The 23883-nt window shown below is 69.5% G+C and carries 27 protein-coding genes and 2 pseudogenes; 17 read left to right on the top strand and 12 right to left on the bottom strand.

The features are described 5' to 3' along the window. Nucleotides 1-61 precede the first annotated feature (61 nt). The 7 genes from ACFU8W_RS41075 (at nt 62) to ACFU8W_RS41045 (ending at nt 7122) form a co-directional block, all read left to right on the top strand. The gene (locus ACFU8W_RS41075) at nt 62-1672 is read left to right on the top strand and encodes a sugar ABC transporter ATP-binding protein (protein WP_384049106.1); all 1611 of its coding nucleotides are present in this window, start codon (nt 62-64) and stop codon (nt 1670-1672) included. Further along, complete coding sequence (locus ACFU8W_RS41070; RefSeq protein WP_384049103.1) at nt 1669-2643, top strand: ABC transporter permease; 975 nt, start codon at nt 1669-1671, stop codon at nt 2641-2643. Before ACFU8W_RS41075 ends, ACFU8W_RS41070 begins: the two co-directional genes overlap by 4 nt. After that, the gene (locus ACFU8W_RS41065) at nt 2640-3701 is read left to right on the top strand and encodes an ABC transporter permease (protein ID WP_384049101.1); all 1062 of its coding nucleotides are present in this window, start codon (nt 2640-2642) and stop codon (nt 3699-3701) included. Before ACFU8W_RS41070 ends, ACFU8W_RS41065 begins: the two co-directional genes overlap by 4 nt. A gap of 88 nt (nt 3702-3789) precedes the next feature. Next, the gene (locus ACFU8W_RS41060) at nt 3790-4827 is read left to right on the top strand and encodes a LacI family DNA-binding transcriptional regulator (RefSeq protein WP_345511540.1); all 1038 of its coding nucleotides are present in this window, start codon (nt 3790-3792) and stop codon (nt 4825-4827) included. A 64-nt stretch (nt 4828-4891) separates the two neighbouring features. Further along, the gene (locus ACFU8W_RS41055) at nt 4892-5974 is read left to right on the top strand and encodes an aldose epimerase family protein (protein WP_384049097.1); all 1083 of its coding nucleotides are present in this window, start codon (nt 4892-4894) and stop codon (nt 5972-5974) included. 171 nt (nt 5975-6145) lie between these two features. After that, the gene (locus ACFU8W_RS41050) at nt 6146-6562 is read left to right on the top strand and encodes an acyl-CoA thioesterase (protein WP_384049094.1); all 417 of its coding nucleotides are present in this window, start codon (nt 6146-6148) and stop codon (nt 6560-6562) included. A 173-nt stretch (nt 6563-6735) separates the two neighbouring features. Continuing rightward, the gene (locus ACFU8W_RS41045) at nt 6736-7122 is read left to right on the top strand and encodes an ArsR/SmtB family transcription factor (RefSeq protein WP_384049091.1); all 387 of its coding nucleotides are present in this window, start codon (nt 6736-6738) and stop codon (nt 7120-7122) included. Between the two features lie 16 nt (nt 7123-7138). Here the strand turns inward: ACFU8W_RS41045 and ACFU8W_RS41040 are convergent, their stop codons facing one another. Beyond that, on the bottom strand, nt 7139-8515 hold the full coding sequence (locus tag ACFU8W_RS41040) for an FAD-dependent oxidoreductase (RefSeq protein WP_384049088.1): 1377 nt from the start codon (nt 8513-8515) through the stop codon (nt 7139-7141). A gap of 78 nt (nt 8516-8593) precedes the next feature. Next, nucleotides 8594-9262, bottom strand: a complete 669-nt coding sequence (locus ACFU8W_RS41035) for a DUF305 domain-containing protein (protein WP_384049086.1) — start codon at nt 9260-9262, stop codon at nt 8594-8596. A gap of 176 nt (nt 9263-9438) precedes the next feature. On the opposite strand from ACFU8W_RS41035, the gene ACFU8W_RS41030 reads away from it, so the two are divergent. After that, complete coding sequence (locus ACFU8W_RS41030) at nt 9439-10929, top strand: LVIVD repeat-containing protein (protein ID WP_384049084.1); 1491 nt, start codon at nt 9439-9441, stop codon at nt 10927-10929. Nucleotides 10930-11175: 246 nt separating this feature from the next. Here the strand turns inward: ACFU8W_RS41030 and ACFU8W_RS41025 are convergent, their stop codons facing one another. From ACFU8W_RS41025 to ACFU8W_RS40995, 7 genes are all read right to left on the bottom strand, one after another. After that, complete coding sequence (locus ACFU8W_RS41025) at nt 11176-11385, bottom strand: hypothetical protein (RefSeq protein ID WP_384049166.1); 210 nt, start codon at nt 11383-11385, stop codon at nt 11176-11178. Nucleotides 11386-11459: 74 nt separating this feature from the next. Further along, the gene (locus ACFU8W_RS41020; RefSeq protein ID WP_384049081.1) at nt 11460-11639 is read right to left on the bottom strand and encodes a hypothetical protein; all 180 of its coding nucleotides are present in this window, start codon (nt 11637-11639) and stop codon (nt 11460-11462) included. Between the two features lie 105 nt (nt 11640-11744). After that, the gene (locus ACFU8W_RS41015) at nt 11745-12437 is read right to left on the bottom strand and encodes an HAD family hydrolase (protein ID WP_384049078.1); all 693 of its coding nucleotides are present in this window, start codon (nt 12435-12437) and stop codon (nt 11745-11747) included. A 19-nt stretch (nt 12438-12456) separates the two neighbouring features. Further along, entirely contained in the window at nt 12457-13155 is a 699-nt protein-coding gene (locus ACFU8W_RS41010) for a phosphatase PAP2 family protein (protein WP_384049075.1), read from the bottom strand. A gap of 33 nt (nt 13156-13188) precedes the next feature. Then, a complete protein-coding gene (locus ACFU8W_RS41005; RefSeq protein WP_345511525.1) occupies nt 13189-14124 on the bottom strand; it encodes a M56 family metallopeptidase in 936 nt (311 codons plus the stop codon). An 86-nt stretch (nt 14125-14210) separates the two neighbouring features. Beyond that, a complete protein-coding gene (locus ACFU8W_RS41000; protein ID WP_384049072.1) occupies nt 14211-14810 on the bottom strand; it encodes a DUF5134 domain-containing protein in 600 nt (199 codons plus the stop codon). A 152-nt stretch (nt 14811-14962) separates the two neighbouring features. After that, nucleotides 14963-15349: a VOC family protein gene (locus tag ACFU8W_RS40995; protein WP_384049069.1), complete on the bottom strand. Its 387-nt coding sequence runs from the start codon at nt 15347-15349 to the stop codon at nt 14963-14965. A gap of 75 nt (nt 15350-15424) precedes the next feature. Between ACFU8W_RS40995 and ACFU8W_RS40990 the strand changes: the two genes are divergently transcribed. Then, nucleotides 15425-15982, top strand: coding sequence for a GNAT family N-acetyltransferase (locus ACFU8W_RS40990; protein WP_384049066.1), 558 nt, complete (start codon nt 15425-15427; stop codon nt 15980-15982). Between the two features lie 12 nt (nt 15983-15994). On the opposite strand, the gene ACFU8W_RS40985 is transcribed toward ACFU8W_RS40990, so the two are convergent. Together ACFU8W_RS40985 and ACFU8W_RS40980 are read right to left on the bottom strand one after the other, a co-directional pair. After that, nucleotides 15995-16645, bottom strand: a complete 651-nt coding sequence (locus tag ACFU8W_RS40985; RefSeq protein ID WP_384049163.1) for a glycerophosphodiester phosphodiesterase — start codon at nt 16643-16645, stop codon at nt 15995-15997. A gap of 122 nt (nt 16646-16767) precedes the next feature. Continuing rightward, complete coding sequence (locus tag ACFU8W_RS40980; protein ID WP_384049063.1) at nt 16768-16893, bottom strand: hypothetical protein; 126 nt, start codon at nt 16891-16893, stop codon at nt 16768-16770. A 301-nt stretch (nt 16894-17194) separates the two neighbouring features. Between ACFU8W_RS40980 and ACFU8W_RS40975 the strand changes: the two genes are divergently transcribed. The 5 genes and pseudogenes from ACFU8W_RS40975 to ACFU8W_RS40955 form a co-directional block, all read left to right on the top strand. Continuing rightward, on the top strand, nt 17195-18592 hold the full coding sequence (locus tag ACFU8W_RS40975) for a DUF6421 family protein (protein WP_384049060.1): 1398 nt from the start codon (nt 17195-17197) through the stop codon (nt 18590-18592). Between the two features lie 26 nt (nt 18593-18618). Continuing rightward, a complete protein-coding gene (locus ACFU8W_RS40970; protein WP_384049058.1) occupies nt 18619-19386 on the top strand; it encodes an SDR family NAD(P)-dependent oxidoreductase in 768 nt (255 codons plus the stop codon). After that, complete coding sequence (locus ACFU8W_RS40965; RefSeq protein WP_384049160.1) at nt 19383-20444, top strand: threonine aldolase family protein; 1062 nt, start codon at nt 19383-19385, stop codon at nt 20442-20444. Before ACFU8W_RS40970 ends, ACFU8W_RS40965 begins: the two co-directional genes overlap by 4 nt. 78 nt (nt 20445-20522) lie before the next feature. After that, complete coding sequence (locus tag ACFU8W_RS40960) at nt 20523-21122, top strand: transglutaminase domain-containing protein (protein ID WP_384049054.1); 600 nt, start codon at nt 20523-20525, stop codon at nt 21120-21122. 23 nt (nt 21123-21145) lie between these two features. Beyond that, nucleotides 21146-21500, top strand: a pseudogene (locus tag ACFU8W_RS40955) (cytoplasmic protein); the annotation flags it as partial. 131 nt (nt 21501-21631) lie between these two features. Here the strand turns inward: ACFU8W_RS40955 and ACFU8W_RS40950 are convergent. Next, on the bottom strand, nt 21632-22354 hold the full coding sequence (locus ACFU8W_RS40950) for a lysophospholipid acyltransferase family protein (protein WP_384049157.1): 723 nt from the start codon (nt 22352-22354) through the stop codon (nt 21632-21634). 218 nt (nt 22355-22572) lie between these two features. Between ACFU8W_RS40950 and ACFU8W_RS40945 the strand changes: the two genes are divergently transcribed. The 3 genes and pseudogenes from ACFU8W_RS40945 to ACFU8W_RS40935 form a co-directional block, all read left to right on the top strand. Further along, nucleotides 22573-22899 (top strand): thioredoxin family protein, encoded by a 327-nt coding sequence (locus tag ACFU8W_RS40945; RefSeq protein ID WP_266988723.1) that lies wholly within the window; start codon nt 22573-22575, stop codon nt 22897-22899. A 196-nt stretch (nt 22900-23095) separates the two neighbouring features. Next, on the top strand, nt 23096-23602 hold the full coding sequence (locus ACFU8W_RS40940; protein ID WP_384049050.1) for a flavin reductase family protein: 507 nt from the start codon (nt 23096-23098) through the stop codon (nt 23600-23602). A 201-nt stretch (nt 23603-23803) separates the two neighbouring features. Beyond that, nucleotides 23804-23883 (top strand): annotated as a pseudogene (locus tag ACFU8W_RS40935) (electron transfer flavoprotein subunit beta); the annotation flags it as partial.

Raw genomic sequence — 23883 nt, 5'->3', positions numbered from 1 at the left:
GCTCCCACTCGCCACGGCGGCCCCGGGCCCACACCCCTGGAACAGCGGAAGGCCAAGACTCATGGCACCACCCGAAGCAGCACCGCAGGCACCGGGGGCGACCGCCCCGGCCGTGGCCGACAGCGTTCTCGAAGCCCGCTCGGTGAGCAAGCGGTTCCCGGGCGTCGTCGCTCTCGACGACGTCTCCTTCTCCCTGCGCGCGGGGGAGACCCACGCACTGGTGGGGGAGAACGGCGCCGGCAAGTCCACCCTGATCAAGGTGCTGACCGGCGTGTACCGCCCCGACGAGGGCGAGCTGCGGATGTCCGGTCAACAGGTCCGGTTCGCCCGGCCGTTCGAGGCCCAGCAGGCCGGGATCTCCACGATCTACCAGGAGGTGAACCTCGTCCCGCTGATGAGCGTGGCGCGCAACATCTTCCTCGGTCGCGAACCGAAGAACCGCCTCGGCCTCATCGACTTCGGCCGGATGCACCGCGAAGCGGCCGACCTGCTGGACGGATTCGGCGTGCGCGTGGATCCCCGTCGCCCCCTGCACACGCTCGGCGTCGGCACCCAGCAGATGGTCGCGCTGGCCCGCGCCGTCTCCGTCAATGCCCGGGTCGTCGTCATGGACGAACCCACCTCCTCGCTCGAACCGCGCGAGGTCGAGACCCTCTTCCGGGTCATCGAGAACCTGCGCGGCCAGGGAATCGCCGTCCTCTACGTCAGCCACCGCATGGACGAGCTCTACCGGATCTGCGACCGCGTCACCGTGCTCCGCGACGGCCGCCACATCCACACCGGCGACCTCGGCGATCTCGACCGGATGCAGCTCGTCTCGATGATGCTCGGCCGCGATCTCGCCGAAGTCCGCCGCAACGGCACGACCGGCTTCACCGCCGAGGGACACGACGCGGCCCGCACCCCCGTACTCACCGCGACCGGACTCTCCCGCCATCACCAACTCCAGGACATATCCCTGTCGTTGTACGCCGGTGAAGTGCTCGGTCTCGGCGGTCTCCTCGGCTCCGGCCGCAGCGAGACGGCGAAGGCCCTGGCCGGTGCGCTGAGTATGGACGCGGGCGAACTCACTGTCGGCGGGCGCCGCCTGCGCAGGGTCACCTCGGCCGGTGCGATCCGCGCGGGCATCAGTCTGCTTCCCGAGGACCGCAAGGCCGAGGGGATCGTCCCCGGTCTGTCCGTACGCGAGAACATCGTGCTCGCTGCCATGCCCCGCCTCTCCCGCGCCGGTGTCGTCTCCCGCAGCAAGCAGGACCGCATCGTCGACATCTTCATGAAGCGGCTGCGGATCAAGGCGGCGAGCCCCGAGCAGAAGGTCGGCGAGCTCTCCGGCGGCAACCAGCAGAAGGTGCTGCTGGCCCGCTGGCTCTGTCTGGAGCCCAAGGTCCTCCTTCTCGACGAACCGACGCGCGGTATCGATGTCGGCGCCAAGGCCGAGGTCCAGAGCCTCATCGACGACCTCGCCCGCGAGGGACTGGCCGTCCTCCTCATCTCCTCCGACATCGAGGAACTCATCGAGGGCGCCGACCGGATCGTCGTCCTGCGCGGCGGATCGGTCGCGGGCGAACTGGCGGGCGACGACGTCGGTGAGAGCCAACTGCTCGAAGTGCTCGCCGACCATTCACCGGCGCCCCGAGGGAACGGCCCGGCCGCTGAGGAGGACCCCCGATGACCACCCAGGCCACACTCCCTTCGCCCGCCCGCCCACTCGCCCGGCTGCGCAACCCCGCCTGGTACCAGGAGTACGGCGTGTACGCGGCCGTCGCCGTGCTGCTGGTCTTCAACGCCCTGTTCACCGAACACTTCATGACCGCGGACAACCTCCGTACGCAGTTGGTCCAGGTCGCCCCCGTCGTCATCGTCGCCCTGGGCATGGCCCTCGTCATCGGCACCGAAGGCGTCGACCTGTCCGTCGGCTCGACCATGGCGCTCGCCGCGGCCCTTCTCCCGCTCTACCTCGGATACGGGCTCGTGCCCGCGCTCCTCGTCGCGCTGCTTGCCGGCGTGGTCGTCGGAGCCGTCAACGGCACCCTCGTCTCACTGATCGGGCTGCAGCCGATCGTCGCCACGCTCGCCCTGTTCGTCGGCGGCCGGGGCCTCGCCCTCGTCATGGCCGACGGCCGGCTGAAGCAGATCGTCAACCCCGACCTGCTCTCGCTCGGCACCGGATCCTTCCTCGGCATCCCGCTGGTCGTACTGATCGCCGCGGTGCTCGCCGTTGCCGTCGCGTTCCTCGTGCAGCGCACCACCTTCGGCCGGCAGATCGTGGCCGTCGGGGGCAACCGGTCCGCCGCCGCCCTCGCCGGGCTGCCTGTCCGGCGCGTACTGATCGGCGTGTACGTGCTCTGCGGAGTGCTGGCCGCTCTCGCCGGCATTCTCGCCACCGCCAGGCTCACCGCCAGCGACCCCTCCTCGCTCGGCACTCTCATGGAACTCTCCGCCATCACGGCGGTCGTGGTCGGTGGCACCCCGCTGAACGGCGGCTCCATCCGCGTGCTCGGCACCGTCGCCGGCGCCCTGCTGATGCAGCTGCTGCGGGCCACCCTCGTCAAGCACGACCTGCCTGACTCCACCGCACAGATCGCCCAGGCGGCCATCATCCTCGCCGCCGTCTACGTCGCCCGGGAGCGTCGGTCCCGATGAACGAAACCACCTCAGCCCCCGCATCCCCGGCACAGGCGCCGCGGAAGTCCGCCACCCCGGCCGGTGGCGGCGCGCCCCGCCCGGCGTCCGGCGCCGAGCCCACAGCCGGGCAGCGACTCGCCGAGCTCGGGCAGCGCCAGGGCGTCCTGGCCGTCCTGCTCACCGTCGTGATCGTCGCCTCATTCGTCTACCCCACATTCGCCACCTTGGACAACGCCCGTGGGGTGACCGTGCAGGCGTCCTTCCTCGCCGTGGTCGCCCTCGGCATGACCATGGTCATCATCACCGGCGGTATCGACCTGTCCGTCGGATCCGTCTTCGCCCTCGGCGGAGTGCTCGCCGCCTGGGCCTCGCAGTGGGGCCTCCTGCCCGCACTGCTGGTACCGCTCGTCGTGTGCGCGGCGATCGGCCTGCTCAACGGACTCCTGATCGCCCGCGCCGGGATGGCACCGTTCATCGTCACACTCGCCACCCTGCTCGCCGCCCGGGGCATCCTCCTCGCCTTCACCGACGAGGGCGCCACCACCTACCTCGTGCCCAAGGGCTCCGCCTTCGCCGAACTCGGGCAGGGCAGCATCTGGGGATTCGGGTACCCGATCCTGATCGCCCTGGTCCTGTTCGGGGGCGGCGGACTTCTTCTGCAGCGCACCTCGTTCGGACAGACGCTCTTCGCCGTCGGCGGCAGCAGCGACGCGGCCACCCTGATGGGTCTCCCCGTCGTCCGGACGAAGATCCTCGTGTATACGCTCAGCGGCCTGCTCGCCGGACTCGCCGGGGCACTCAACGCTGCCAGACTGTCCTCCGGCGTCACGATCATCGGCGTGGGCATGGAACTCGACGCCATCTCCGCCGTCGTCATCGGCGGCACGCTCCTCATCGGCGGCGCCGGATCGATCAGCGGCACGCTCTGGGGCGTCCTGCTGCTCGCCGTCATCCAGAATCTGATCAACCAGATCGGCTCGCTGAACTCCTCCTACCAGTCGGTGGTCAGCGGCGGGTTCCTTATCGTTGTCGTCGTGGCACAGCGCTATCTGGCGCGCAGCCGCAGAACCACCTGAACCTGCCGGGCCCGGGTCCGCCGGTCCCGGTCCGAAGCAAGCCGATCCCATGCGCGACACCGCGCGCCGAGTCGAGTCAGGGAGTGCCGTGGGCGTCAGCCTCAAGGACGTTGCGCAACGGGCGGGCGTGTCCATCAAGACCGTGTCGAACGTGGTGAACAACTATCAGCACGTCACACCCAAGATGCGCGCCAAGGTGCAGCAGGCCATCGACGAGCTCGGCTACCGGCCGAACCTCACCGCACGCCATCTGCGCAAGGGGCGCACCGGCATCATCGCCCTTGCCGTGCCCGAGTTCGGCAACCCGTACTTCGCCGAACTGGCCGGCGCGGTCGTCGACGCGGCCGCCCGGCACGACTACACGGTGCTCGTCGACCACACCGGCGGACTCCGGGAGAAGGAACTCCTGGTCAGCCAGGGCTTTCGGTCCCATGTCATCGACGGTCTCATCCTCAGCCCCATCCATCTGGAGACCGAGGACCTGATGGCGCGCAGCGAGACCGCGCCACTGGTCCTGCTCGGCGAGCGGGAGTACGAGGCGCCCTACGACCACATCGCCATCGACAATGTGGCGGCCTCCCGCGAAGCCGTACGCCATCTCATCGACCTCGGGCACCGCCGGATCGCGTTCCTCGGCTCCCGCACCGGACGCGAACGGCAGCCCGCCCATCTGCGGCTCCGTGGCTGGCGCGAGGAACTCGTCGCCGCGGGCCTCGAACCCGATGAGTCACTGGTCGTGGTCACCGACGGGTACGGACGCGAGGACGGGGCCGTCGCCATGGCGGCCCTCCTCGACCGCGGTGAACGGCCCGACGCCGTCTTCGCGTACAACGACCTCATCGCCATCGGCGCCATGCGTACGCTCTTCGAACGCGGACTGAGAATCCCCGAGGACGTCGCCGTCGTCGGCTTCGACGACATCGAGGAGAGCCTCTACGGAGCCGCCACGCTCACCACCATCGCCCCGGACAAGGAAGCCATCGCCCGGCTCGCCGTCGACAGCCTCGTCGAACGGCTCTCCGGCAGTCCGGTGCCCGAACCCCGGCGGCCCCGTCCCGGCTACCGTCTGGTCGTCCGCGAATCGACCGCGCCCCGGCCGCCCGCCGAACAGCCGGACATGCCTTAGAGGAGCTCAGGGGTATGCCCCGCGCACGTCCTGTCCGGCCCTCCGCACCCCCCAAGGATCTCCGATGCCCACCCCCACCGTGCACCACCAGCCGTTCGGCGCCGCCCACCCCCGTACCGACGTCGAGGTCTGGACACTCGACTCCGGCACGGGCGTCCGGGCCGAGATCCTCACCTACGGCGGCATCCTGCACAGCCTGACCGTGCCGGACACCGCGGGAGCCGCCGGACCGGTCGTCCGGTCCCTGGCAGGCCTTGACGACTACACCGGGAAGAACCCTTTCTTCGGCGCTCTCATCGGCCGCTTCGCCAACCGCATCGCCCATGGCGCTTTCACCCTGGACGGGACCACCCACCACATCCCCGCCACCGATCGCGGCCACGCCCTGCACGGAGGCCCCGACGGCTTCCACACCAGACTCTGGCAGGCCACCGGGCACATCACCGAGGACGCCGCGGTCCTCCGGCTCACCCTGCACAGCCCCGACGGCGACATGGGGTTCCCCGGAGCGCTCGACGTCACCGTGACATACACCCTCGACACCCGGGGCACCCTGGCACTCGACTACCGGGCGGTCACCGACCGCCCCACGGTCGTCAACCTCACCAACCACGCCTACTTCAATCTCACCGCCGACGACGACATCCTCGGTCACACACTGCAGGTGGACGCCGACCGCTATCTCCCCGTCGACGAGGACGGCATCCCGCAGGGCCCCGCCGCCGACGTTCGCGGCACGCCCTTCGACCTCACCGCTCCGCGCACCCTCGGGGAGCGGATCGCGCTGCCGGACGAACAGCTGCGCACGGCGGGCGGCTTCGACCACTGCTGGATCGTGCGCGAGCCCGTACCCGCGGAAGACCTCCGGCGGGCCGCCCGGCTCACCGCCCCCGACGCGGCACGGATCATGGAAGTCTGGACCACCGAGCCCGGCATCCAGGTCTACACCGCCAACCAGCTCGACGGCTCGCTCAGCGGACCCGCCGGCCGACGCCACGACCGGCACAGCTCCATCTGCCTGGAGACCCAGCACCTGCCCGACTCCCCGAACCGCCCGGACCACCCCAGCACGGTGCTGCGCCCCGGCGAGGCCGCGCACAGCCGCACCGAGTTCAGGTTCCCGCACCTTGCCAGGTCCCGGCCCTGACAAGCGGTCCGGTCGGCGGATGTCGCACCTTTGCGGACCGGACCGCTCCACCACGTCGGCCCGGCTGGTTCGGCCGACGCCGCTCGTGTACGTGCGGCGTGTGCACGGAAGTTGGCGTGAAAGTGCGCCGGGTGGGGGAATGGCGGATTGTGCGGTGATGTTGCGGCGACCATGACCTTCTTCGTTGACGTGACCGTGCGCGGCTATGAGCTCGACACACAGGGGCATCTGAACCAGGCCGTCTATCTGCAGTACGCCGAGCACGCCCGGTGGGAGCTGCTGCGAGCTGCAGGGCTGCCGCAGGAGAAGCTGCTGGCCGGCGGGGTGGGACCGGTCGCGTTGGAAGCCATGGTGAAGTTCCGGCGGGAGCTGCGCGGCGGCGAGCGCGTCCGGGTGACGTGCCGGTTCGTGTACGGCGAGGGGAAGACCTTCGAGGTCGTGCAGAGGATTCTCAAGGAGGACGGCACGGTCGCGGCGGAGGTGACGGGCGTGGCAGGCATGCTCGACCTGACGGCCCGCAAACTGATCGCCGACCCGGCCGGGCATCTCGCCTCGCTGGCCGAGAGGCCGGACCTGCTCAGCGGCTGACCGGCTTCCGGAACGGAACCGCGTTCGCGCCGTCGTGGATCTCGTGTCAGGGGGGACGGCCACACCGGGTGCTGTACAGGGCGGAAGCTGTCGTGATGCGTCAGCCATACGGCAAAGTACGATGGGTCTCGTATCATGAGGTGCCCGTCCGAAACGACGTAAGGGGAGTCACCGTGACCGCCACCAGCGCCGCCGCCGTTCGTGTCACCGCGGACCCGGGCGTCGGGGCCCGTGTGCTCGCCCACCCCGCACGCGAGGAGATCCGTATCGAGGCGGTGCTCCACGCGCTCTCCGACCCGATGCGGCTGCAGGTGGTCCGTGAGCTGGCCGCCGCCGAGGACGAGCTCACGTGCTCCCGTATCGAACTGCCGGTGTCCAAGTCCACGACCACGCACCACTTCCGGGTGCTGCGCGAGAGCGGCATCGTCAGTCAGACCTACCGGGGCACCGCCAAGATGAACGGGCTCCGCCGCGACGATCTGGACACGCTCTTCCCGGGACTGCTCGACGCGATTCTCGCCGCCGCGAACCAGCAGGCGGACCGGCTCGGCGAAGACTGACGCCACCCGGAGCGGTTCAGCGACGGTCGCCGTGTGCGGCCTCCAGGAGCCCCGTCCAGTCCGGGATCTTCACCGGCCCTCGGCCGAGCGACTGCCCGAGGGCCGCCTCAGCCCGCTCGATCGACAGCCACCCGTCCCATTCCACCGGCCGTAGCCCCCACGCCCGCATCGCGGCCACCGGATCGGGGGCCGAGGGCCGCCCCTCGAGCAGCGGCGCATCGTCCAGCAGTGACGCGACCGTCTCCTTGGCGCATGGCCGGTTCGAGCCGATCACTCCGGTCGGCCCCCGCTTGATCCACCCCGCGACATACTCCCCGGGTGACGGCACGCCGTCCCGCAGCACCCGCCCCGCCAGGTGGGGCACGGTACCGCGGGCCGGATCGAAGGGCAGACCGGGCAGCGGCAGCCCGCGATAGCCGACGGCCCGCAGGACGAGCTGGGCGTCGATCTCCTCGTACACACCGGTGTCCTGTATGCCTCCGCTGCCGTCCGGCGCGGTACGTGCGAACCGGACCCCGGCGACCCGCCCGTTCCGTTCGAGGAGCTCGACGGGCCGCAGAAAGAACCGCAGGTGGATCGTGCGCATCGGGTCGGGCCCGGTGGCAGGGGCATCGGCCCACCCGCGCAGCACCTCGATATTGCGCCGCACCACCGCCGGCAGCGGCACCGGTGAATCCGCCGGCGCCCCGACGGGGGCGTACGCCGGATCGCGGGCAAGCTCCGCCCCGTCCACCACGACCCGCGCCCCGGGCAGCCCACCCAGCTCACGCAGCTCCTTGGTGGTGAACCTGGCCTGCGACGGTCCCCGCCTGCCCGCCATGTGCACCTCGCGCACCCGGCTGCCGGCCAGCGCGCCGAGCGCCGGGTGGGGCACGTCGGTGGGCCGCAGCTCCTCGGCGCCGCGCGAGAGGATCCGCGCCACGTCGACCGCCACATTGCCGACCCCGATCACCACGGCTGAACGGGCCTGCAACGCAAAGCTGTCGGCAGCCGCATCGGGGTGTGCGCTGTACCAGGAGACGAACTCGGTCGCCGAGTGGCTGCCGGGCAGATCCTCGCCGGGAATGCCGAGCCCGCGGTCGGTCGCCGCCCCGACGCAGTAGACCACCGCTTGGTAGAGCTCGCTCAGCCGCTCGGGTGGCAGCCCGTCCCCGCCCACCTGGACATGGCCGAGGAAGGTGATCCGCTCGTGCTCCAGGACGGTCCGCAGACTGTTCTGGAGCGACTTGATCTTCTCGTGGTCGGGGGCGACGCCGTACCGCACGAGGCCGTACGGGCAGGGCAGCCGGTCCAGCACGTCCACCCGGACATCGGGCACCCGGGACTGCTCGACCAGAGACTGAGCGGTGTAGACCCCGCTGGGGCCGGAGCCGACGACGGCGACACGGAGCACGGTGCACCTCTTCCCGGAGGGTGACTCCAGCATCCCACCGGTCGGCGGGGCAGGGGAGAGGTGCGGCCGCGCGGCGCGTCAGGAGGACAGTGCGCGCATCCGGTCGATCTCGACCGTCTGCTGGGCGATCACATCGCCCGCCATCTCCTCGACCTGAACGTTGTTCCCCTCCGAGAGGGCCTCGGTCGCCATCGTGATCGCTCCCTGGTGGTGGGTGATCATCAGCTGCAGGAACAGCTTGTCGAAGGCCTTGCCCTCGGCCGCCCGCAACTGCTTCAGCTGCGTCTCCGTCGCCATGCCGGGCATCCCGGCGTGGTCGTGACCGCCCGTGTTCTTCTCGCCGCCGTTATGTGTGAGCCATCCCTCCATGGCACCGATCTCCGGCTTCTGCGCCGCGGAGATGCGCTCGGCAATGCGCTTGACCGAGGCGGACGAGGAACGGGACGGCACCAGGGCGGTCAACTCCAGTGCCTGGGCGTGGTGCTGGATCATCATCTGCACATAGCGGAAATCGGCCGAGTTGGGGGTGTCGGTCCCGGCGGCCTTCGCGGCCTCCTCGACGGACAGGGTCTGCGCGGGCTCTCCGGGCTTCCCCGGTGCCACGACCGAAGGGCCGCCTCCTGCACGCGCGTTGGCGTCATGGCCGCCTCCGCCCGCATCGCACGCGGCGAGGGAGAGTACGGCGGTCGCCACGGCAGCGACGACTACGAATCTGTGCACATGCGCGACCTGACGGAATATCAACAAGGCTTCCTCCAATGCCACATGGGGTCGTATTGGATCATTTGGCGCACATCCGCGACCTCAGGGGTCGATAACTTTCATTACGTTCCTGTTGCCATCTGTTGAGATGCCCATGGGAAGGACGATACTGCCGGGGTCAGTCAACCGTTCAACCACGCTTTGGTACAGGGGAGGACGCAGTGACTTCGTTGCACACCACCCGAGTGCGGCGCAGACGTCTGGGTGTGGCGGCAGCCGCCGCCGGACTCTTCGCCACTCTGCTGACGGCCGGACCGGCGGTCGCAACGCCCGACCCCGGTGATTCACCCGCGGCCCGCACCGGGCTCTCCGCAAGCCAGGAGGCCGCCGCCACGGCCGCCATCGAGGACGGCGAGATACCCGGCGTGGACGAGATCGTCCACAGCGACAACATCACCCCGCTGGCCAACGTCCCGAAGGACGCACTCAAGGGTCTCAACACGGACCTGGCCTTCCAGGGGAAGTACGCATTCGCCGGAAATTACGACGGCTTCCGGATCTACGACATCAGCAACCCGAGTTCTCCGCAGACCGTCGCCCAGGTGCTCTGCCCCGGATCCCAGAACGACGTCTCGGTCTCCGGGAACCTGCTGTTCCTGTCCACCGACTCCTCGCGCAACGACAACTCGTGTGCCAGCACCACCCAGCCCGCCACGGAGAAGTCCTCCTGGGAGGGCATGAAGATCTTCGACATCAGCGACAAGCGCAACCCGAAGTACGTCGCCGCCGTCGAGACCGCCTGCGGCTCGCACACCCACACGCTGGTTCCGAAGGGCAGCAGCGTATACATATACGTCTCCTCGTACTCGCCGAACGAGGCGTTCCCGGACTGCCAGCCGCCGCACGACGGGATCTCCGTCATCAAGGTGCCACGCAAGGCGCCCGAGAAGGCCGCGGTCGTGAACTTCCCGGTGCTCTTCCCGGACGGCGGCAACCCGGGCGCGCCCACCAACCCCGGTGTCTCGAAGACGACCGGCTGCCACGACATCACGGTGCTGCCGTCGAAGGACCTGGCCGCCGGTGCCTGCATGGGGGACGGCCTGCTGTTCTCCATCGAGGACCCGGAGAACCCGAAGATCATCGACCGGGTTCAGGACAATGTGAACTTCGCGTTCTGGCACTCGGCGACGTTCAACCAGAAGGCGGACAAGGTCGTCTTCACCGATGAGCTCGGCGGCGGCGGCGCGGCCACCTGCAACAAGGAGATCGGGCCGAAGCGCGGCGCCGACGGCATCTACGACATCGTCGGCAAGGGCGACCACCGCAAGCTGGTCTTCCGCAGCTACTTCAAGATCGACCGCCCGCAGGCCGCCACTGAGGTCTGCGTCGCCCACAACGGTTCGATCATCCCGGTCAAGGGCCGCGACCTGATGGTCCAGGCCTGGTACCAGGGCGGAGTCTCGGTATGGGACTTCACCGACTCCTCGGCGCCCAAGGAGATCGCGTTCTTCGAGCGCGGTCCCGTGAACCTGAACGCCGTCACCACGGCCGGCCCCTGGTCGGCGTACTACTACAACGGATACATCTACTCCAACGACATCGCCAAGGGCTTCGACGTCCTGAAGCTCGACGACCGGCGGACCGACCCGGCGAAGCGCGTACGGATGCCGGAGCTCAATGTGCAGACGCAGCCGGATTACTTCGACAACTGATCCGGCTGTGCGGGTCTCGCCGGACCCGTGCGCTCACGCCGCGCCCCGCCGGGCGGATCCTCGCCCGGCGGGGCGCGGCAGCGGGGCGTGGTGCAGGGCCTCATGGACCGCTGCGCTGAACCCCTGCGTTGACCGGTTCATGCCGCCCCTCATCGGCGCAACCCCCGACCGATACCCGACGGGCCAGGTCGTGCGGGGTGGCTGCCTGGTTCCGGCAGCGCGGGGGATCGCCGGAATCGGCCGTTCCTACGCGGTTTCGTACTGGTGGGCCCGGCCACCCCGCCACTCGACCGAGTCGGGGCTGTCGAGAATCCGCTCGGGATCGTCGAGCCCGGCAGCCTCCAGGAACACGATCACGTCGTGATCCGAGTGGGCGAGCTCCAGGATCTGGACACGCCCGTCACGCTGCGTGGTGACACGTCGCCCGCCGAAAATCACGATCGGGGCAGGAGTCAGGGTGCGACGCGCGGGAGGGCGCCGCACAGGGAATGGCCGATTCGGACGGGGAGCGGCATACCGCCCCATACCGCTTAGGCGGCAGACTTCGTGCTCCCGCCGGTCACTGCGGCCCACTCCACGAGGAGTCGCTGGTACTCCTCCTCGTCGTCCGGGGACAGGCATCCGTCGGAACGCTGCCACAGGTCGCGAATCTCTTCGTTCACCACTGCGGCGGAACGCACGGAATCGGCTGAGCGCGGATAACGGGACATGCCTCCAGGCTGCGGATAACGGGACATGCCTCCAGGCTAAGGCCCTGGTGTGACAATCGGACCCATTGGGCGTCAGGGACATCTCTCACATGTCCCTCCTCGGGATCACGGAATGAGCCCGAGCGCCCGTAGCCCGCCCGGCCGTTCCTCCACCGGCAGATGCTCGACGAAGCGCACGTCACACCCCAGTGCTGCCGCTCCGCCATCCGCGTGTCGATCGTCACCCACCATCACCACATCTTTCGGATCCTGGCCGATAAGTGTGCAGGCGGTGTGAAAAAGATGTGGGTCCGGCTTCTGGATCCCGTGCTCGTACGACAGGACATAGGCGTCGACCAAGGCGTCGAGACCATGGGCGCGGAAGATCGGCCGCAGGTCCCAGCCGACGTTGCTGACCACGCCGACCCGGATCCCGCCCGCACGCAGCGCCCCCAGCACCTCCGCCGCGTCCGGGTACGGCCGCCACGCCGTCGGCGACATGTGCCGGTCGTAGAGCGCCTCGTACAGCCCCGGATCCGGCAGGGCGACCTGGCGGGCCAGCCCCGTGTACACCTCACGGTGCCGTTCCGCACTCTCGTCGCGCGTGGCCCACGCCGCGGCAAGCCGGTCGGGAACGCGCTGCGGCACCGGGCCGCCCGGCAACGCCCCGGCGGCCGTCAGGTCCGCCACGTACCGCTCGAAGTCGGCATCGCTCACGGTCATGTCCCGCTCGGCGAGGACCGCCGAAAGCCAGGACCGGACGGGTTCGATGCAGAAGAGGGTCCCGGAGAAGTCGAAGAGCACACCCTTGATCACCATGGGTCCGATCCTTGCCGGTTCAGGAGCGTTGCGGCAAGGTAACCCGTTGCCGTCCCTCGTACCGGGCGAACCCGGCGATCGAGAACGCGACCACCGTCGCACCCAGCAGCCAGCCCCCCAGCACATCGGTCATCCAGTGCACCCCCAGATAGAGCCGGGTCACGCCCACGCCGATCACCGAGACCCACGCCACCGCGAGTGCGACGTGCCACACCCGACGCCGCACGCCGTGCCGGTGCAGCAGCCACAGCAGCAGACCACAGCTCACCACCGCCGTCATGGCGTGACCGGACGGGAACGCCGCGTAGTGGGCGGAGTCCACGGGGTTCGGCCACTGAGGGCGCTCCCGGCCGACCGCGGACTTCAGCCCCTGCTGCAGCAGGGTGGCGAACAGACTCGTCGCCGCCACCCACCCCGCGAGCATCCGGGCTCCGCGCCACCACAGCATCACCACGGCGACCGCGATCAGGACGCGCATCGTCCAGGGGTCCCACACCCAGTCGGTCAGAATCCGGTTGATGTGCACGAGGCCCGGCTCCGCCACCGCCCGCCGGTGCAGCGCGTCGGCGACCGTACGGTCCAGCGACATCAGAGGGGACCAGCGCAGGGCGACCAGGACCAGGAGCATCAGGGCGAGGCATCCGCACACGATGCCGGCTCCGAGAACAGGCGAGCGGCTCGGCGGGGAGGGGGGAGGGGGCGGGACCGGGGAGTGCATGGGGTGATCCTTGCGGACGGACCACGCCACCGGCTATCCCAGCGCGCTGAGTCCCGGCACGAATGCCACCAGAAGCGGCACCACCGGCACCAGGGCAGCCGCCGCGGTCAGCCGCAGCCGACGCCCCGCGGTGAGCCGCTCGACGGGGGACAGCAGCCGGTTCACGCGCAGTGGCAGCTCCGCGTCCGGTGTCGGGCAGGGACCGAACACGCCCCGCTCCTCGTTCAGTTCGACCAGGGCGAGAGCGATCGTCAGCCGCCCGAAGCGCCGTGACGCCACATCGTCCGCTGCCAGTTCGACGAGCCGGTGCATCTCGTCGCGGAAAGCGGCGAACACCGGCACCTGGGGGAACCCGTTCGCCAGCGCTGCGGAGCAGTGCAGCAGCCAGTCGTGCCGCGCCTGCGCGTGCCCCTGCTCATGGGCCAGCACCGCATCCAGCTGACGGCCCTTCAGTCGTCCAAGGGCCGCAGTGGTGATGACCAGTTGAGGTGCTGCTCCGGGCAGCCACCAGGCGTCGGGGCGCTCACCCTCCAGCACCACGAGCCGGCCGGTCCCGGGCTCCTCGCCGGGCATCAACGGGGAACGGACCAGCAGTTCGGCCCGGCGCCGCCTGCGCCGCACCTGCGCCCGGCGGATCTCCCGCGTCAGCATCGCCGCGCTCCAGATACCACCCAGCGCCAGGAGAACGGCCATGACGGCGGACCACGGCCCGTACGCGGCCAGCGCGTACGCCTCCACCACGTCGTGCGGTGCGGGTGCGAACACCTGCCCGCGCACCGCCTGCCAGGCTGCGGCCGCGCTGAACGTCATGGAGAGTCCGAAGGACAGCAGTACCCCGGCCACCACGCACTGCCACACCCACAGCGCCACCACGGGCTCGCGCTCGGGCCACTCGGCCCGCGCCATCAGCCGCGGGGTCACGACGGCGGCCAGTGCACCGAGCAGCAGCAGCACGAGGGAGACCAACATGACGTCAGCCTATGAGTGGTGTGGTACCCGCGGGTATGGCTGCGCTCGGCAAGTGATGTACGCCACGGTCGATCGCACTCCCTGTCTCACAGCGTGAGCAGCATCGCGAACATGGCGATCCCCATCGTCAACCGGCAGGCCAGTGCCAGCTCCGGGCGTGCGCCCCAGCCGCCTCCGATCGGCCCCTCGGCCGGACCCGCGGCGGCGACCGGAATCAGCCGCGTCCCGGACCGCAACACATAGGCCGCGTAATAGACGAGCAGCATCCCCGTCAGCAGCGGCACGCCACCGGCGACCTGCGTCATCTGATGTCCACCGTGCGCACCGCCCGCACCGCCCGCACCGTGCGCTGCCGCGCCACTGCCCGGCGCCATCACCAACGCCATGTAGACCATGGCCAGTGAGCCGACCAGATGGTGCAGATGGTGCCCCCTGCGGCGGGTGAACCAGAGGCCGCGCAATGCGGCCGCGCCGAAGAGCACCACATACACAGCCCATCCCCACACGGGCGGCGGGAAGACCGTGGCGGGCGCCGCCATCGCGGCCATGCCGAAGCCCATGACCGCCTCGGCGCGCGCCGTTCTGCGCTCCTCCTCCGTCCCGCTGCGCATCCGCAGCAGGCAGTACGCGCCCGTGACCCCGCACAGCGCCATCAGCAGCCAGCCGGACATCGCCGGTCCGTGCACAGCGCACCTCCCCAGGACGTACGACGTCGGTGTCGACTAGTCGATGCCCCGGCCCGGCAGGTCGTACGCGGCGCACTGATGTACGAGGGGAGCGCGTGGAAGAAACCCTCAGAGGGGTGTGGTCACTTGCGCGCCGTCGCGGGCCGCTGCCCTCAGGGCCGGAATCGCAGCGGATGGTCCTCCGGCACTTCGACGACCGCGATCCGCACGCCGTCCGGATCGGAGATCCACATCTCCACGAGCCCCCACGGCTCGCGCACCGGTGGCCGTTCCACCTCGACGCCCCGGGCCGACAGTTCCTCATACGCCGCCCGGACGTCCGCGACCTGCAGCCACAGCCGCAGCCCGGGTGAGGGCGGCGCGACGGAACGCCCGGAGACCTCCAGGAAGCCGCCGCCCAGGAAGTACACCGTCCCGCGCTCGGGGCCGGTTCCGAACTCCCGGTACACCGGTAGCCCGAGGGACTCTCCGTAGAACGTCCGTGACCGCTCGGGGTCGGTAGGGCTCAACAGGACCCGACTGCTCAGCACATGAACCATGGTCGAGACATTAGGTGCGGACCGGCGAGCTACTCTGCTGCGGCACGGCCCAGCAGAGAAACGGAGAGCCTCACCATGGACACTGCCCCGCCCCGCGACCCGGGACAGCTGACCTTCCGCGACGCGGCGGACGCCGATGTGCCCGCGCTCGTGACGCTGATCGAGTCGGCGTACCGGGGCGACTCGAGCCGCGCGGGGTGGACCACCGAGGCGGACATCCTGCAGGGGCAGCGGACCGACCCCGACGGGGTCCGCGCGGTGGTCGAGGCACCCGGCAGCCGACTGCTCGTGGTGGAGCGGGACAGCGAGCTGATCGCCTGCTGCCAGCTCGAACACCGCGGGGAAGCCGCCTACTTCGGGATGTTCGCGGTCCGCCCCGAGCTGCAGGGCGGCGGCCTCGGCAAGCTGATCATCGCCGAGGCCGAACGCACCGTCCGGGAGAGCTGGGGCGCCGCCGAGATGCACATGACCGTGATCTCGGTGCGTGAGGAACTGATCGCCTGGTACGAGCGCCGCGGCTACCGCCGTACGGGAGAACTGAGCCCGTTCCCGTACGGCGACGAGCGCTTCGGCGTCCCCCAGCGCGACGATCTCGCCTTCGAACTGCTGATCAAGGACCTGAAGGAGGGCTAGCCCTCCCTGTACCTACGCGGTGAAGCGGCCGGCGCGGCGGATCTCCGGGAAGTCGGTGGTCGCGCCGTCCAGCCCCAGGGCGCGCACCAGACGCAGATGATCCTGGGTGTTCACCACCCAGCCGATGACCTTCACCCCCTCGGCGTGGGCCTGCTCGACGACCTCCAGCGTGAGACGGCGGATGTTCAGCGCGAGCGTTGCCGCGCCCACCGCCTTCGCCCGGTCCACCACATCGCTCTTCCACCGGCTGGCGATGAGCACGGTCCGTACCCCCGGCACCAGTTGAGCGATCTCGGCGACCGCCTCGTCGTGGAACGACGACACCTCGACCCGGTCGACGAGATCGCGCCGCCGCATCACCTCGGCCAGCGCCCGGGCTGCGGCCGCATCCTTGATCTCCGCCTGCAAGGGGGAGCGCACGGCGTCGAGCACCTGCTCGAAGACGGGCACCCGTTCGCCCTGCCCGGCATCGAGTTCCCGCAGCTCGGCAAGGGTCTTCTCGGCGATCGGGCCCGTGCCGTCGGTCGTCCGGTCCACCTCGGCGTCGTGCATGACGGCGAGTGCGCCGTCCTTGCTCAGATGAAGGTCAAGTTCGATGACGTCCATGCCGGCCTGCTCGGCGTGGACGAACGACCGCAGGGTGTTCTCCGGCTCGACACCCATCACCCCGCGATGACCGATGGTGAGAAAAGTCAAGGCAATCTCGCTTCCGTCGACGGCGTCTCCCCGCGTGCTGCTCCTGCCCACGCGGCACTTCGGCACTCGGCTTACGGCAACTCGGCAGCCTAGTGGTCCGGACCCGGGAGAGCGCCGGTGACGCGAGGGTGAATGGCGCCGTGTCCCGGGACTTCGGCGACACCGGGCAGGAATCCGGTGATGACGGTTGCGACAAGGACGGCACGGATAGTCACGCGGTGGTCTCCGGAGGGGTAGGGGGAGGCGGCTGACACCCGTCCTACCGGTAGCGCCGGTGCCCGGCGAGCTGTGTCACCCGTACGTGGGCGCGCCCTGCACGGCCGGAACGCCCGGATGTGTGGTCGGCGGTCCGGTGTCCCCCGGAACCGACGGAAGGAGTCGCGCAAGCGGAATGTGACAGGAAGAATCACGGTCACAGTGGGGGTCGGCAGGATAATTTTCTGAGGCTCACTTGTCTCGAAGAACCACACATGGATACGGTTGCTTGACGCGAGGTTCTCCCGTGGAGGAAGTGTGATGACGGAAATTCTTGTGCACGACGCCGAGGTCGGCGCGATAGCTACTGCCCAGCGGGTGGTCGAGCAGCCTGCCTGGCCCGCGCTCAGGGATGCCGTGGAGGAGATCCGGCCCTGGCAGGCGAAGGACGGTTCGATCGACTTCGACGCCGAAGGCGCCCCCTCGCCTGCCACCGTCCTGGTGATGCTGGAACGCGTGATCGCCGCGATCGAAGAGCTTTCCCCGCTGCTCCCGCACGATGCCGCGTACCACCGCGCCCTCGTCGTGGACCTGCGCCGCTGGGCGGCGGACGGCTTCGGTGTGCCGGACTTCCTGGACTCGCTGCTCGCCTTCCAGCCCGCCAAGAACCGCACCGACGGTCTGCAGCACCTGGTCGTCTTCGCGATGTACACGCAGAACGGCAACCCGGACCGCAATCTCGAAGCGGTCGTCCTGCGGATGGTCTGGCCCGAATGGCTCGCCGAGCTCGAAGCCACGCGCTACGACAACCCGCTCTTCTGCGGCATCACCTTCGAGGACTTCACCTCCGGTTACGACACCAACTCCGCGGTGCTCTTCCCGGAGACGATCGCCGTGCGCGAGGCCCCCGAGCGCTTCAGCTGGGGCGGCATCTTCTGCGACCGTGAGGCCGCCCGCTTCCGCCGCGTCACCGAGGCCTCCGTCGAGCTCCTCGGCGTGGAGCTGCCCGAGGACATCCGCGAGATGGTCGGCGACCAGCAGCGCTGCGAGCAGGCATTCGTGCTCTGGGACATGGTCCACGACCGCACCCACAGCCACGGTGACCTGCCGTTCGACCCGTTCATGATCAAGCAGCGGCAGCCGTTCTGGATGTACGGACTGGAGGAGCTGCGCTGCGACCTCACCGCCTTCAAGGAGGCCGTGAAGCTGGAGGCCGACGGCTTCCCGCAGGGCCGTGACGTGCAGTACGCCGTGCTGTTCGACCGGATGTTCCGCTTCCCGGTCACCGGCGAGCGGGTCCGCAACTACGACGGTCTCGGCGGCCAGCTGCTGTTCGCGTACCTCCACAAGCACGATGTGATCCGCTGGACCGACAACACCCTGAAGATCGACTGGGACAGGGCTCCGCAGGTCACCAACCAGCTCTGCGGCGAGATCGAGAAGCTCTACCGCGACGGCATCGACCGCCCCAAGCTGGTCCACTGGTTCGCCGCGTACGACCTGGTCTCGACCTACCTGGCCCCGCACCCCGGCTCCCGCTGGGCCAAGGGTCCGGACGCCCTGGACCTCTCGCAGCCGCCTCGCAAGCTCGTGGACGACGTGCTTCCGGACGAGTTTCCGCTGAGCATGTTCTATGAGGCGCTCGCCAAGAAGCTGAAGAATGTGATTGCCTCCACCAGGGGGATCACCGCGGCGGACGCCGAGCAGGCAGCCGCGTGAGCGCTCGTTCCAAGGAGGCGGTGACCATGAACGCAAACAGCACGGGCAATGGGAACGGCGCGCTGGAAGGCGCGGTGATCGCCGTTGCCGGAGCCGCCGGACCGGCCGGCCGGGCGACGCTGCTCAGGCTCGCCGAGGCCGGCGCGATCGTCGTCGCCTCGGACGCGGATGCCACCCGCCTGGCGGAGGCCGTCGACGCCGCACGGTACGCCCACGGCGGCGCCACCGTCACCGGCGACACCGTCGATCTGCTCGACCTCGCCGCCGCCCGGGAATGGGCGGACAAGACCGAGAGGGAGTTCGGCCGGATCGACGGCCTGGTCCACCTGGTCGGCGGCTGGCGCGGTAGCGCCACCTTCGCCGAGACCGACCTCGCCGACTGGGATCTCCTGGAGAAGCTGCTGATCCGCACGGTTCAGCACACCTCGCTGGCCTTCCAGGGAGGGCTCCAGCGCAGCGACCGCGGCCGCTACCTGCTGATCAGCGCGGCCGGTGCGAGCAAGCCCACCGAGGGCAACGCCGCCTATGCCGCGTCGAAGGCGGCCGCCGAGGCCTGGACCCTCGCGCTCGCGGACGCCTTCCGCAAGGCGGGGGGCGAGGAAGGGCCGAAGACAGCGGCTGCGATCCTGATCGTCAAGGCACTGGTGCACGACGCGATGCGCGCCGAGCGCCCGAATGCGAAGTTCGCGGGCTTCACCGACGTCAAGGAGCTGGCCGAGGCCATCGCCGGCGTCTGGTCCAAGCCCGCCTCCGAAGTGAACGGAAAGCGTCTGTGGCTGACCCCGCAACCATAAGGACCGACGCGCGACGTCACCACGATCCGCAGATACGTGGATTCGCCAGTGACAACTACGCGGGCGCCCACCCGGAGATCCTCGCGGCCATCGCCCTCGCCAACGGCGGTCACCAGATCGCCTACGGCGAGGACGACTACACCGAGAACCTCCAGCAGATCGTCAAGGGGCACTTCGGCCCGACCGCCGAGGCGTTCCCGGTCTTCAACGGCACCGGGGCGAATGTCGTCTCGCTGCAGGCGATGACCGATCGCTGGGGCGCGGTCATCTGCGCCGAGTCCGCGCACATCAACGTGGACGAGGGCGGCGCCCCGGAGCGCGTGGGCGGCCTCAAGCTGCTCACCGTGCCGACCCCGGACGGCAAGCTCACCCCCGAGCTCATCGACCGGCAGGCGTACGGCTGGGACGACGAGCACCGCGCCATGCCCCAGGTCGTGTCGATCACTCAGAACACCGAGCTCGGCACCGTCTACACGCCCGATGAGATCCGCGCCATCTGTGAGCACTCCCACGAGCGCGGCATGAAGGTTCACCTCGACGGGGCGCGGATCGCCAACGCCGCGGCGTCGCTGGGCGTCCCTGTGCGTACCTTCACCAGCGAGGTCGGCGTCGACGTCCTCTCGTTCGGCGGCACCAAGAACGGGGCCCTCTTCGGTGAGGCCGTCGTCGTCCTGAACCCCGATGCCGTACGGGCCATGAAGCATCTGCGGAAGCTGTCGATGCAGCTGGCATCGAAGATGCGTTTCGTGTCGGTGCAGCTGGAGGCGCTGCTCGCCGGTGACCTGTGGCTGCGCAACGCCCGGCACGCCAACGCCATGGCCCAGCGGCTCGCGGAGGGTGTCCGGGCGGTGGACGGCGTGGAGATCCTCTACCCGGTCCAGGCGAACGCCGTCTTCGCGCGTCTGCCGCACGACGTGAGCGAGCGGCTCCAGAAGCGCTTCCGTTTCTACTTCTGGGACGAGACCGCCGGCGATGTGCGCTGGATGTGCTCCTTCGACACCACGGAGGACGACGTGGACGCGTTCGTCCTCGCGCTGAAGGAAGAGATGGCCAAGTAGCATCACGCTTCGCATGAATATGCGGCCGACCGGAAAGCCATTGCTTTCCGGTCGGCCGCTTCCGTACGCTCTGCACGCATGGAGCTGACGCAGCAAACCCCAGACCTGGCCGCCTATCTCGCCGCCGATGTGGCCATCGACCACGAGCATCCGCTCGTACGGCAGACCGTCGATCGCCTTCGCGTCGATGGCGCCGACGCATACTCATACGCGCTCGCGGCCTATGAGTTCGTCCGCGACGCCATTCCGCACTCCGCCGACTCGGGTGATCCCAGGGTCAGCTGGCGCGCCTCGGACGTCCTCGCCACCCGTAACGGCATCTGTCATTCCAAGTCCCACGCGCTGGCGGCCCTGCTGCGCGCGGCAGGCATCCCGACGGCCCTCTGCTACCAGGGCTTCGACGACGAGAACGGAGATCCGGACGTCCTGCACGGGCTGATCGCCGTGCGCCTGCCGGGCCGGGATCGCTGGGACCGCCAGGACCCGCGCGGCAACAAGCAGGGTGTCGACGCCCAGTTCTCGCTCGACGAGGAACGGCTGGCCTGGCCCATCGGGCCGGAGTCCAATGGAGTGGACTATCCAGTACTCTATGCGGCACCGCATCCGGCGGTTCTGCGCGCCCTGCAGACCGCCGAGGACCGCACGCACCTGTGGCGGACGCTTCCGACCGCGCTCTGACCCGTCCAGAGGCAGGGTGGCAGATGACCCTGACGCTCACCGTTTCCGACGACGTGCGCACCCTTGCGCCCGGCTTCACCCACCTCGCCGTCGAGGCGCGCGGGCTGGTCGACGGGACGAGCAGTGAGGACAGTTCGGCCCTGCTGGACGATGCCGTCCGACGGCTCGTCGAACGGAGCGACGGCAGGGCCCGCACGAGGCCCCCACGTCGCCGCCCGGCAGGACGCGTACGCGGCCTTCGGCGCCGAGCCGTCCCGTACCCGCAACTCCGCCGAGGCGCTCGCCGGGCGCGCCGTCACCGAGGCCGGACTGCCGCGGATCAATCTGCTGGCCGACGCCTACGACGCGATCAGCGTCGCCCATCCGGTCCCGGTCGGCCGATGACGATCCGCGGGCTCGAAGCCGCGGGCGCCGAACTCGCCGAGACGCTGCAGAGGGTGAGCCCCGGAGCGCGGATCACCGTTCGCGCCCCGGAGTGACGTTTCAGCCGTGGTGGTGAACGGGCCCGGTCAGCGGGCCTCGCGCACCTCGGCGGGCGTCGGAGCCGTACCGCCGAGGTGCGCGGGCACCCACCAGGTGTCGCTCGCGTCCCTCGGCCGCACCGGGTAGGCGCGCTGCGCCGCTTCGAGGAGCTCCTGCACCCCTTCCCGCAGACGTCGGGTGATCGCACCCGCGTACTGGTCGGTGGGGGCCTCCACCGGCGCACCCACCCGGATCGTCACCGGGGTGTGGCTGCGCTTGAAGTTGCGCGGCCGCCCCTTGGTCCAGATCCGTTGCGTGCCCCACAGGGCCATCGGGATCAGCGGGACGCCGGCCTCCTGGGCCAGTCGGGCCGCGCCCGACTTGAAGCTCTTCAGCGTGAACGACTGCGAAATGGTCGCCTCGGGGAAGACGCCGATGATCTCGCCGGAGCGCAGTGAGGCGAGCGCGTGGGCATACGCGTCCTCGCCCTGCTTCCGGTCGACCGGGATGTGCTTCATGCCGCGCATCAGCGGACCGGAGACCTTGTGCCGGAAGACCGATTCCTTCGCCATGAAGCGGACCAGCCGCTTCTGCGGCAGCGCCGCGAGCCCGGTGAAGATGAAGTCGAGATAGCTGATGTGGTTGCTGACCAGTACCGCACCGCCGGTCTTCGGGATGTGCTCCGAACCCTGAGTGTCGATCTTCAGGTCCAGCGCCTTGAACATGGTGCGAGCGGCGCCGATGACCGGCCGATAGACGAGTTCTGCCATCTGGAGAAGACCCTTCTTCAGCGCCTGGGGAGGGTTCTCCCGGCGGAAGTTACGCAGCCGTAGGTTTTCGGCATTGCGCCGATCGTGCCCCATGTCCGCCGCGGTGGCCAGTCTCGGCGGGCGCGGGGCGCGAGATTCTCGTCACGTGGAGTCGGCGGGAATGACTTTGCGCCCGACGGTGCTGACCCCTTGCGAGGGGCTCTGACAGGAGGCGGACGGTGGACGGGCAGGCACGTGCGAACAGGCTGGATGCGGCCCAACTCGGCGCGGAATTGGGGGAGCGGGCCACCCTCGTGCAGTTCTCGAGCGCCTTCTGCCAGCCCTGCCGGGCCACCCGCCGCACCCTCGGCGAGGTGGCCGGAATGGTCGACGGTGTCGCCCACGTCGAAATCGACGCCGAGGCGCATCTCACTCTCGTACGCGAGCTCGACATCAGCCGCACGCCGACGGTGCTGGTTCTCGATGCGACCGGCCGGATCGTCCGCCGAGCGGTCGGGCAGCCCCGAACCGTCGATGTTGTCGCCGCGCTGGGGCACGCGATGTAACGGACCGTGATGCATCTCCCACATTGCGGAACCCTCTTGACTGCACCCACCACGCATCGTCAGTCTGACGCTATGCCGCCGGAACTCCTTCTCTACGGCCGGGTCCACGTGGACCTCGCCCGCAACGCGAGTGCGCGCTGTCCGGGTGCCTGAGCACCCACGGCCCCGTACGCCTCCCTCGCAGAAGGACATCTCCATGACGGCTTCGCCCGAGCTCTCCAACGCCCGCACGGCTTCCCCCGATCTCCTGCGCTCCGTCTTCCGGCAGCATGCCGCCGGTGTTGCGGTGATCACTGCCGCCGGTGACCGGCCGGTCGGCTTCACCGCGACCTCCCTGAACTCCGTCGCCGCCGAGCCGCCGCTCATCTCCTTCGGCGTGGGGACCTCGTCCTCCAGCTGGCCGGTCGTGGCGGAGGCGGAGCACATCGGCGTTCACATACTGGGTGAGCACCAGCAGGACCTGGCCGCCACATTCGCGCGCAGCGGCGCCGACCGGTTCGGTCCGTCCACCTATTGGCGCAGTGGGCCGGAAGGTGTCCCGCTGCTCGACGGGGTGCTTGCGTGGCTGGTCTGCCGCGTGGTGGCGCGGATCCCGGCGGGGGACCACCGGATCGTGATAGCGGAGGCCGTCGTCGGCGATCCGGCCGGGGGCGGCCGCCCGCTTCTCTATCACCAGGGTCGCTTCACGGCGTTGCGGGACTGAGAGATCCCAGGTGGCGCATGGGCGCCGGGCGTCGGCTAGGTCACAGTGCAAAGCGCTTGCTTATGGGTAACGTACTGGGTGTACTGACGAGTAATATTTCGCTCGGAGCATCGGTCGCCCCGACCGGAATCCGTCCCATCAGGCGCCTATGCTGCGTGCATCAAGGCAGCCCAGAAATGACGATGCAGTAGGAGAGCCGGCGTGAGCTTGAGGATCGTTGTCTGTGTGAAGTATGTGCCCGATGCCACTGGTGACCGGCACTTCGCTGATGACCTGACGCT

The sequence above is a fragment of the Streptomyces sp. NPDC057565 genome (assembly GCF_042801455.1).
GTDB lineage: Bacteria > Actinomycetota > Actinomycetes > Streptomycetales > Streptomycetaceae > Streptomyces > Streptomyces yanii.
This window is presented reverse-complemented; position numbering and strand designations above follow the sequence as displayed.

What these genes read in the sequence shown, in the direction of transcription:
- ACFU8W_RS41010 (WP_384049075.1), bottom strand. Translation starts at nt 13,155, where the DNA reads ATGCACTCCCCGGTCCCGCCCCCTCCCCCCTCCCCGCCGAGCCGCTCG.
- ACFU8W_RS40940 (WP_384049050.1), top strand. Translation starts at nt 23,096, where the DNA reads ATGACGGCTTCGCCCGAGCTCTCCAACGCCCGCACGGCTTCCCCCGAT.
- ACFU8W_RS41075 (WP_384049106.1), top strand. Translation starts at nt 62, where the DNA reads ATGGCACCACCCGAAGCAGCACCGCAGGCACCGGGGGCGACCGCCCCG.
- ACFU8W_RS41020 (WP_384049081.1), bottom strand. Translation starts at nt 11,639, where the DNA reads ATGTCCCGTTATCCGCGCTCAGCCGATTCCGTGCGTTCCGCCGCAGTG.
- ACFU8W_RS40970 (WP_384049058.1), top strand. Translation starts at nt 18,619, where the DNA reads ATGAACGCAAACAGCACGGGCAATGGGAACGGCGCGCTGGAAGGCGCG.
- ACFU8W_RS40960 (WP_384049054.1), top strand. Translation starts at nt 20,523, where the DNA reads ATGGAGCTGACGCAGCAAACCCCAGACCTGGCCGCCTATCTCGCCGCC.
- ACFU8W_RS40985 (WP_384049163.1), bottom strand. Translation starts at nt 16,645, where the DNA reads ATGGGTGTCGAGCCGGAGAACACCCTGCGGTCGTTCGTCCACGCCGAG.
- ACFU8W_RS41050 (WP_384049094.1), top strand. Translation starts at nt 6,146, where the DNA reads ATGACCTTCTTCGTTGACGTGACCGTGCGCGGCTATGAGCTCGACACA.
- ACFU8W_RS40995 (WP_384049069.1), bottom strand. Translation starts at nt 15,349, where the DNA reads ATGGTTCATGTGCTGAGCAGTCGGGTCCTGTTGAGCCCTACCGACCCC.
- ACFU8W_RS41015 (WP_384049078.1), bottom strand. Translation starts at nt 12,437, where the DNA reads ATGGTGATCAAGGGTGTGCTCTTCGACTTCTCCGGGACCCTCTTCTGC.
- ACFU8W_RS41055 (WP_384049097.1), top strand. Translation starts at nt 4,892, where the DNA reads ATGCCCACCCCCACCGTGCACCACCAGCCGTTCGGCGCCGCCCACCCC.
- ACFU8W_RS41070 (WP_384049103.1), top strand. Translation starts at nt 1,669, where the DNA reads ATGACCACCCAGGCCACACTCCCTTCGCCCGCCCGCCCACTCGCCCGG.
- ACFU8W_RS41065 (WP_384049101.1), top strand. Translation starts at nt 2,640, where the DNA reads ATGAACGAAACCACCTCAGCCCCCGCATCCCCGGCACAGGCGCCGCGG.
- ACFU8W_RS40950 (WP_384049157.1), bottom strand. Translation starts at nt 22,354, where the DNA reads ATGGCAGAACTCGTCTATCGGCCGGTCATCGGCGCCGCTCGCACCATG.
- ACFU8W_RS40990 (WP_384049066.1), top strand. Translation starts at nt 15,425, where the DNA reads ATGGACACTGCCCCGCCCCGCGACCCGGGACAGCTGACCTTCCGCGAC.
- ACFU8W_RS40975 (WP_384049060.1), top strand. Translation starts at nt 17,195, where the DNA reads ATGACGGAAATTCTTGTGCACGACGCCGAGGTCGGCGCGATAGCTACT.
- ACFU8W_RS41005 (WP_345511525.1), bottom strand. Translation starts at nt 14,124, where the DNA reads ATGTTGGTCTCCCTCGTGCTGCTGCTGCTCGGTGCACTGGCCGCCGTC.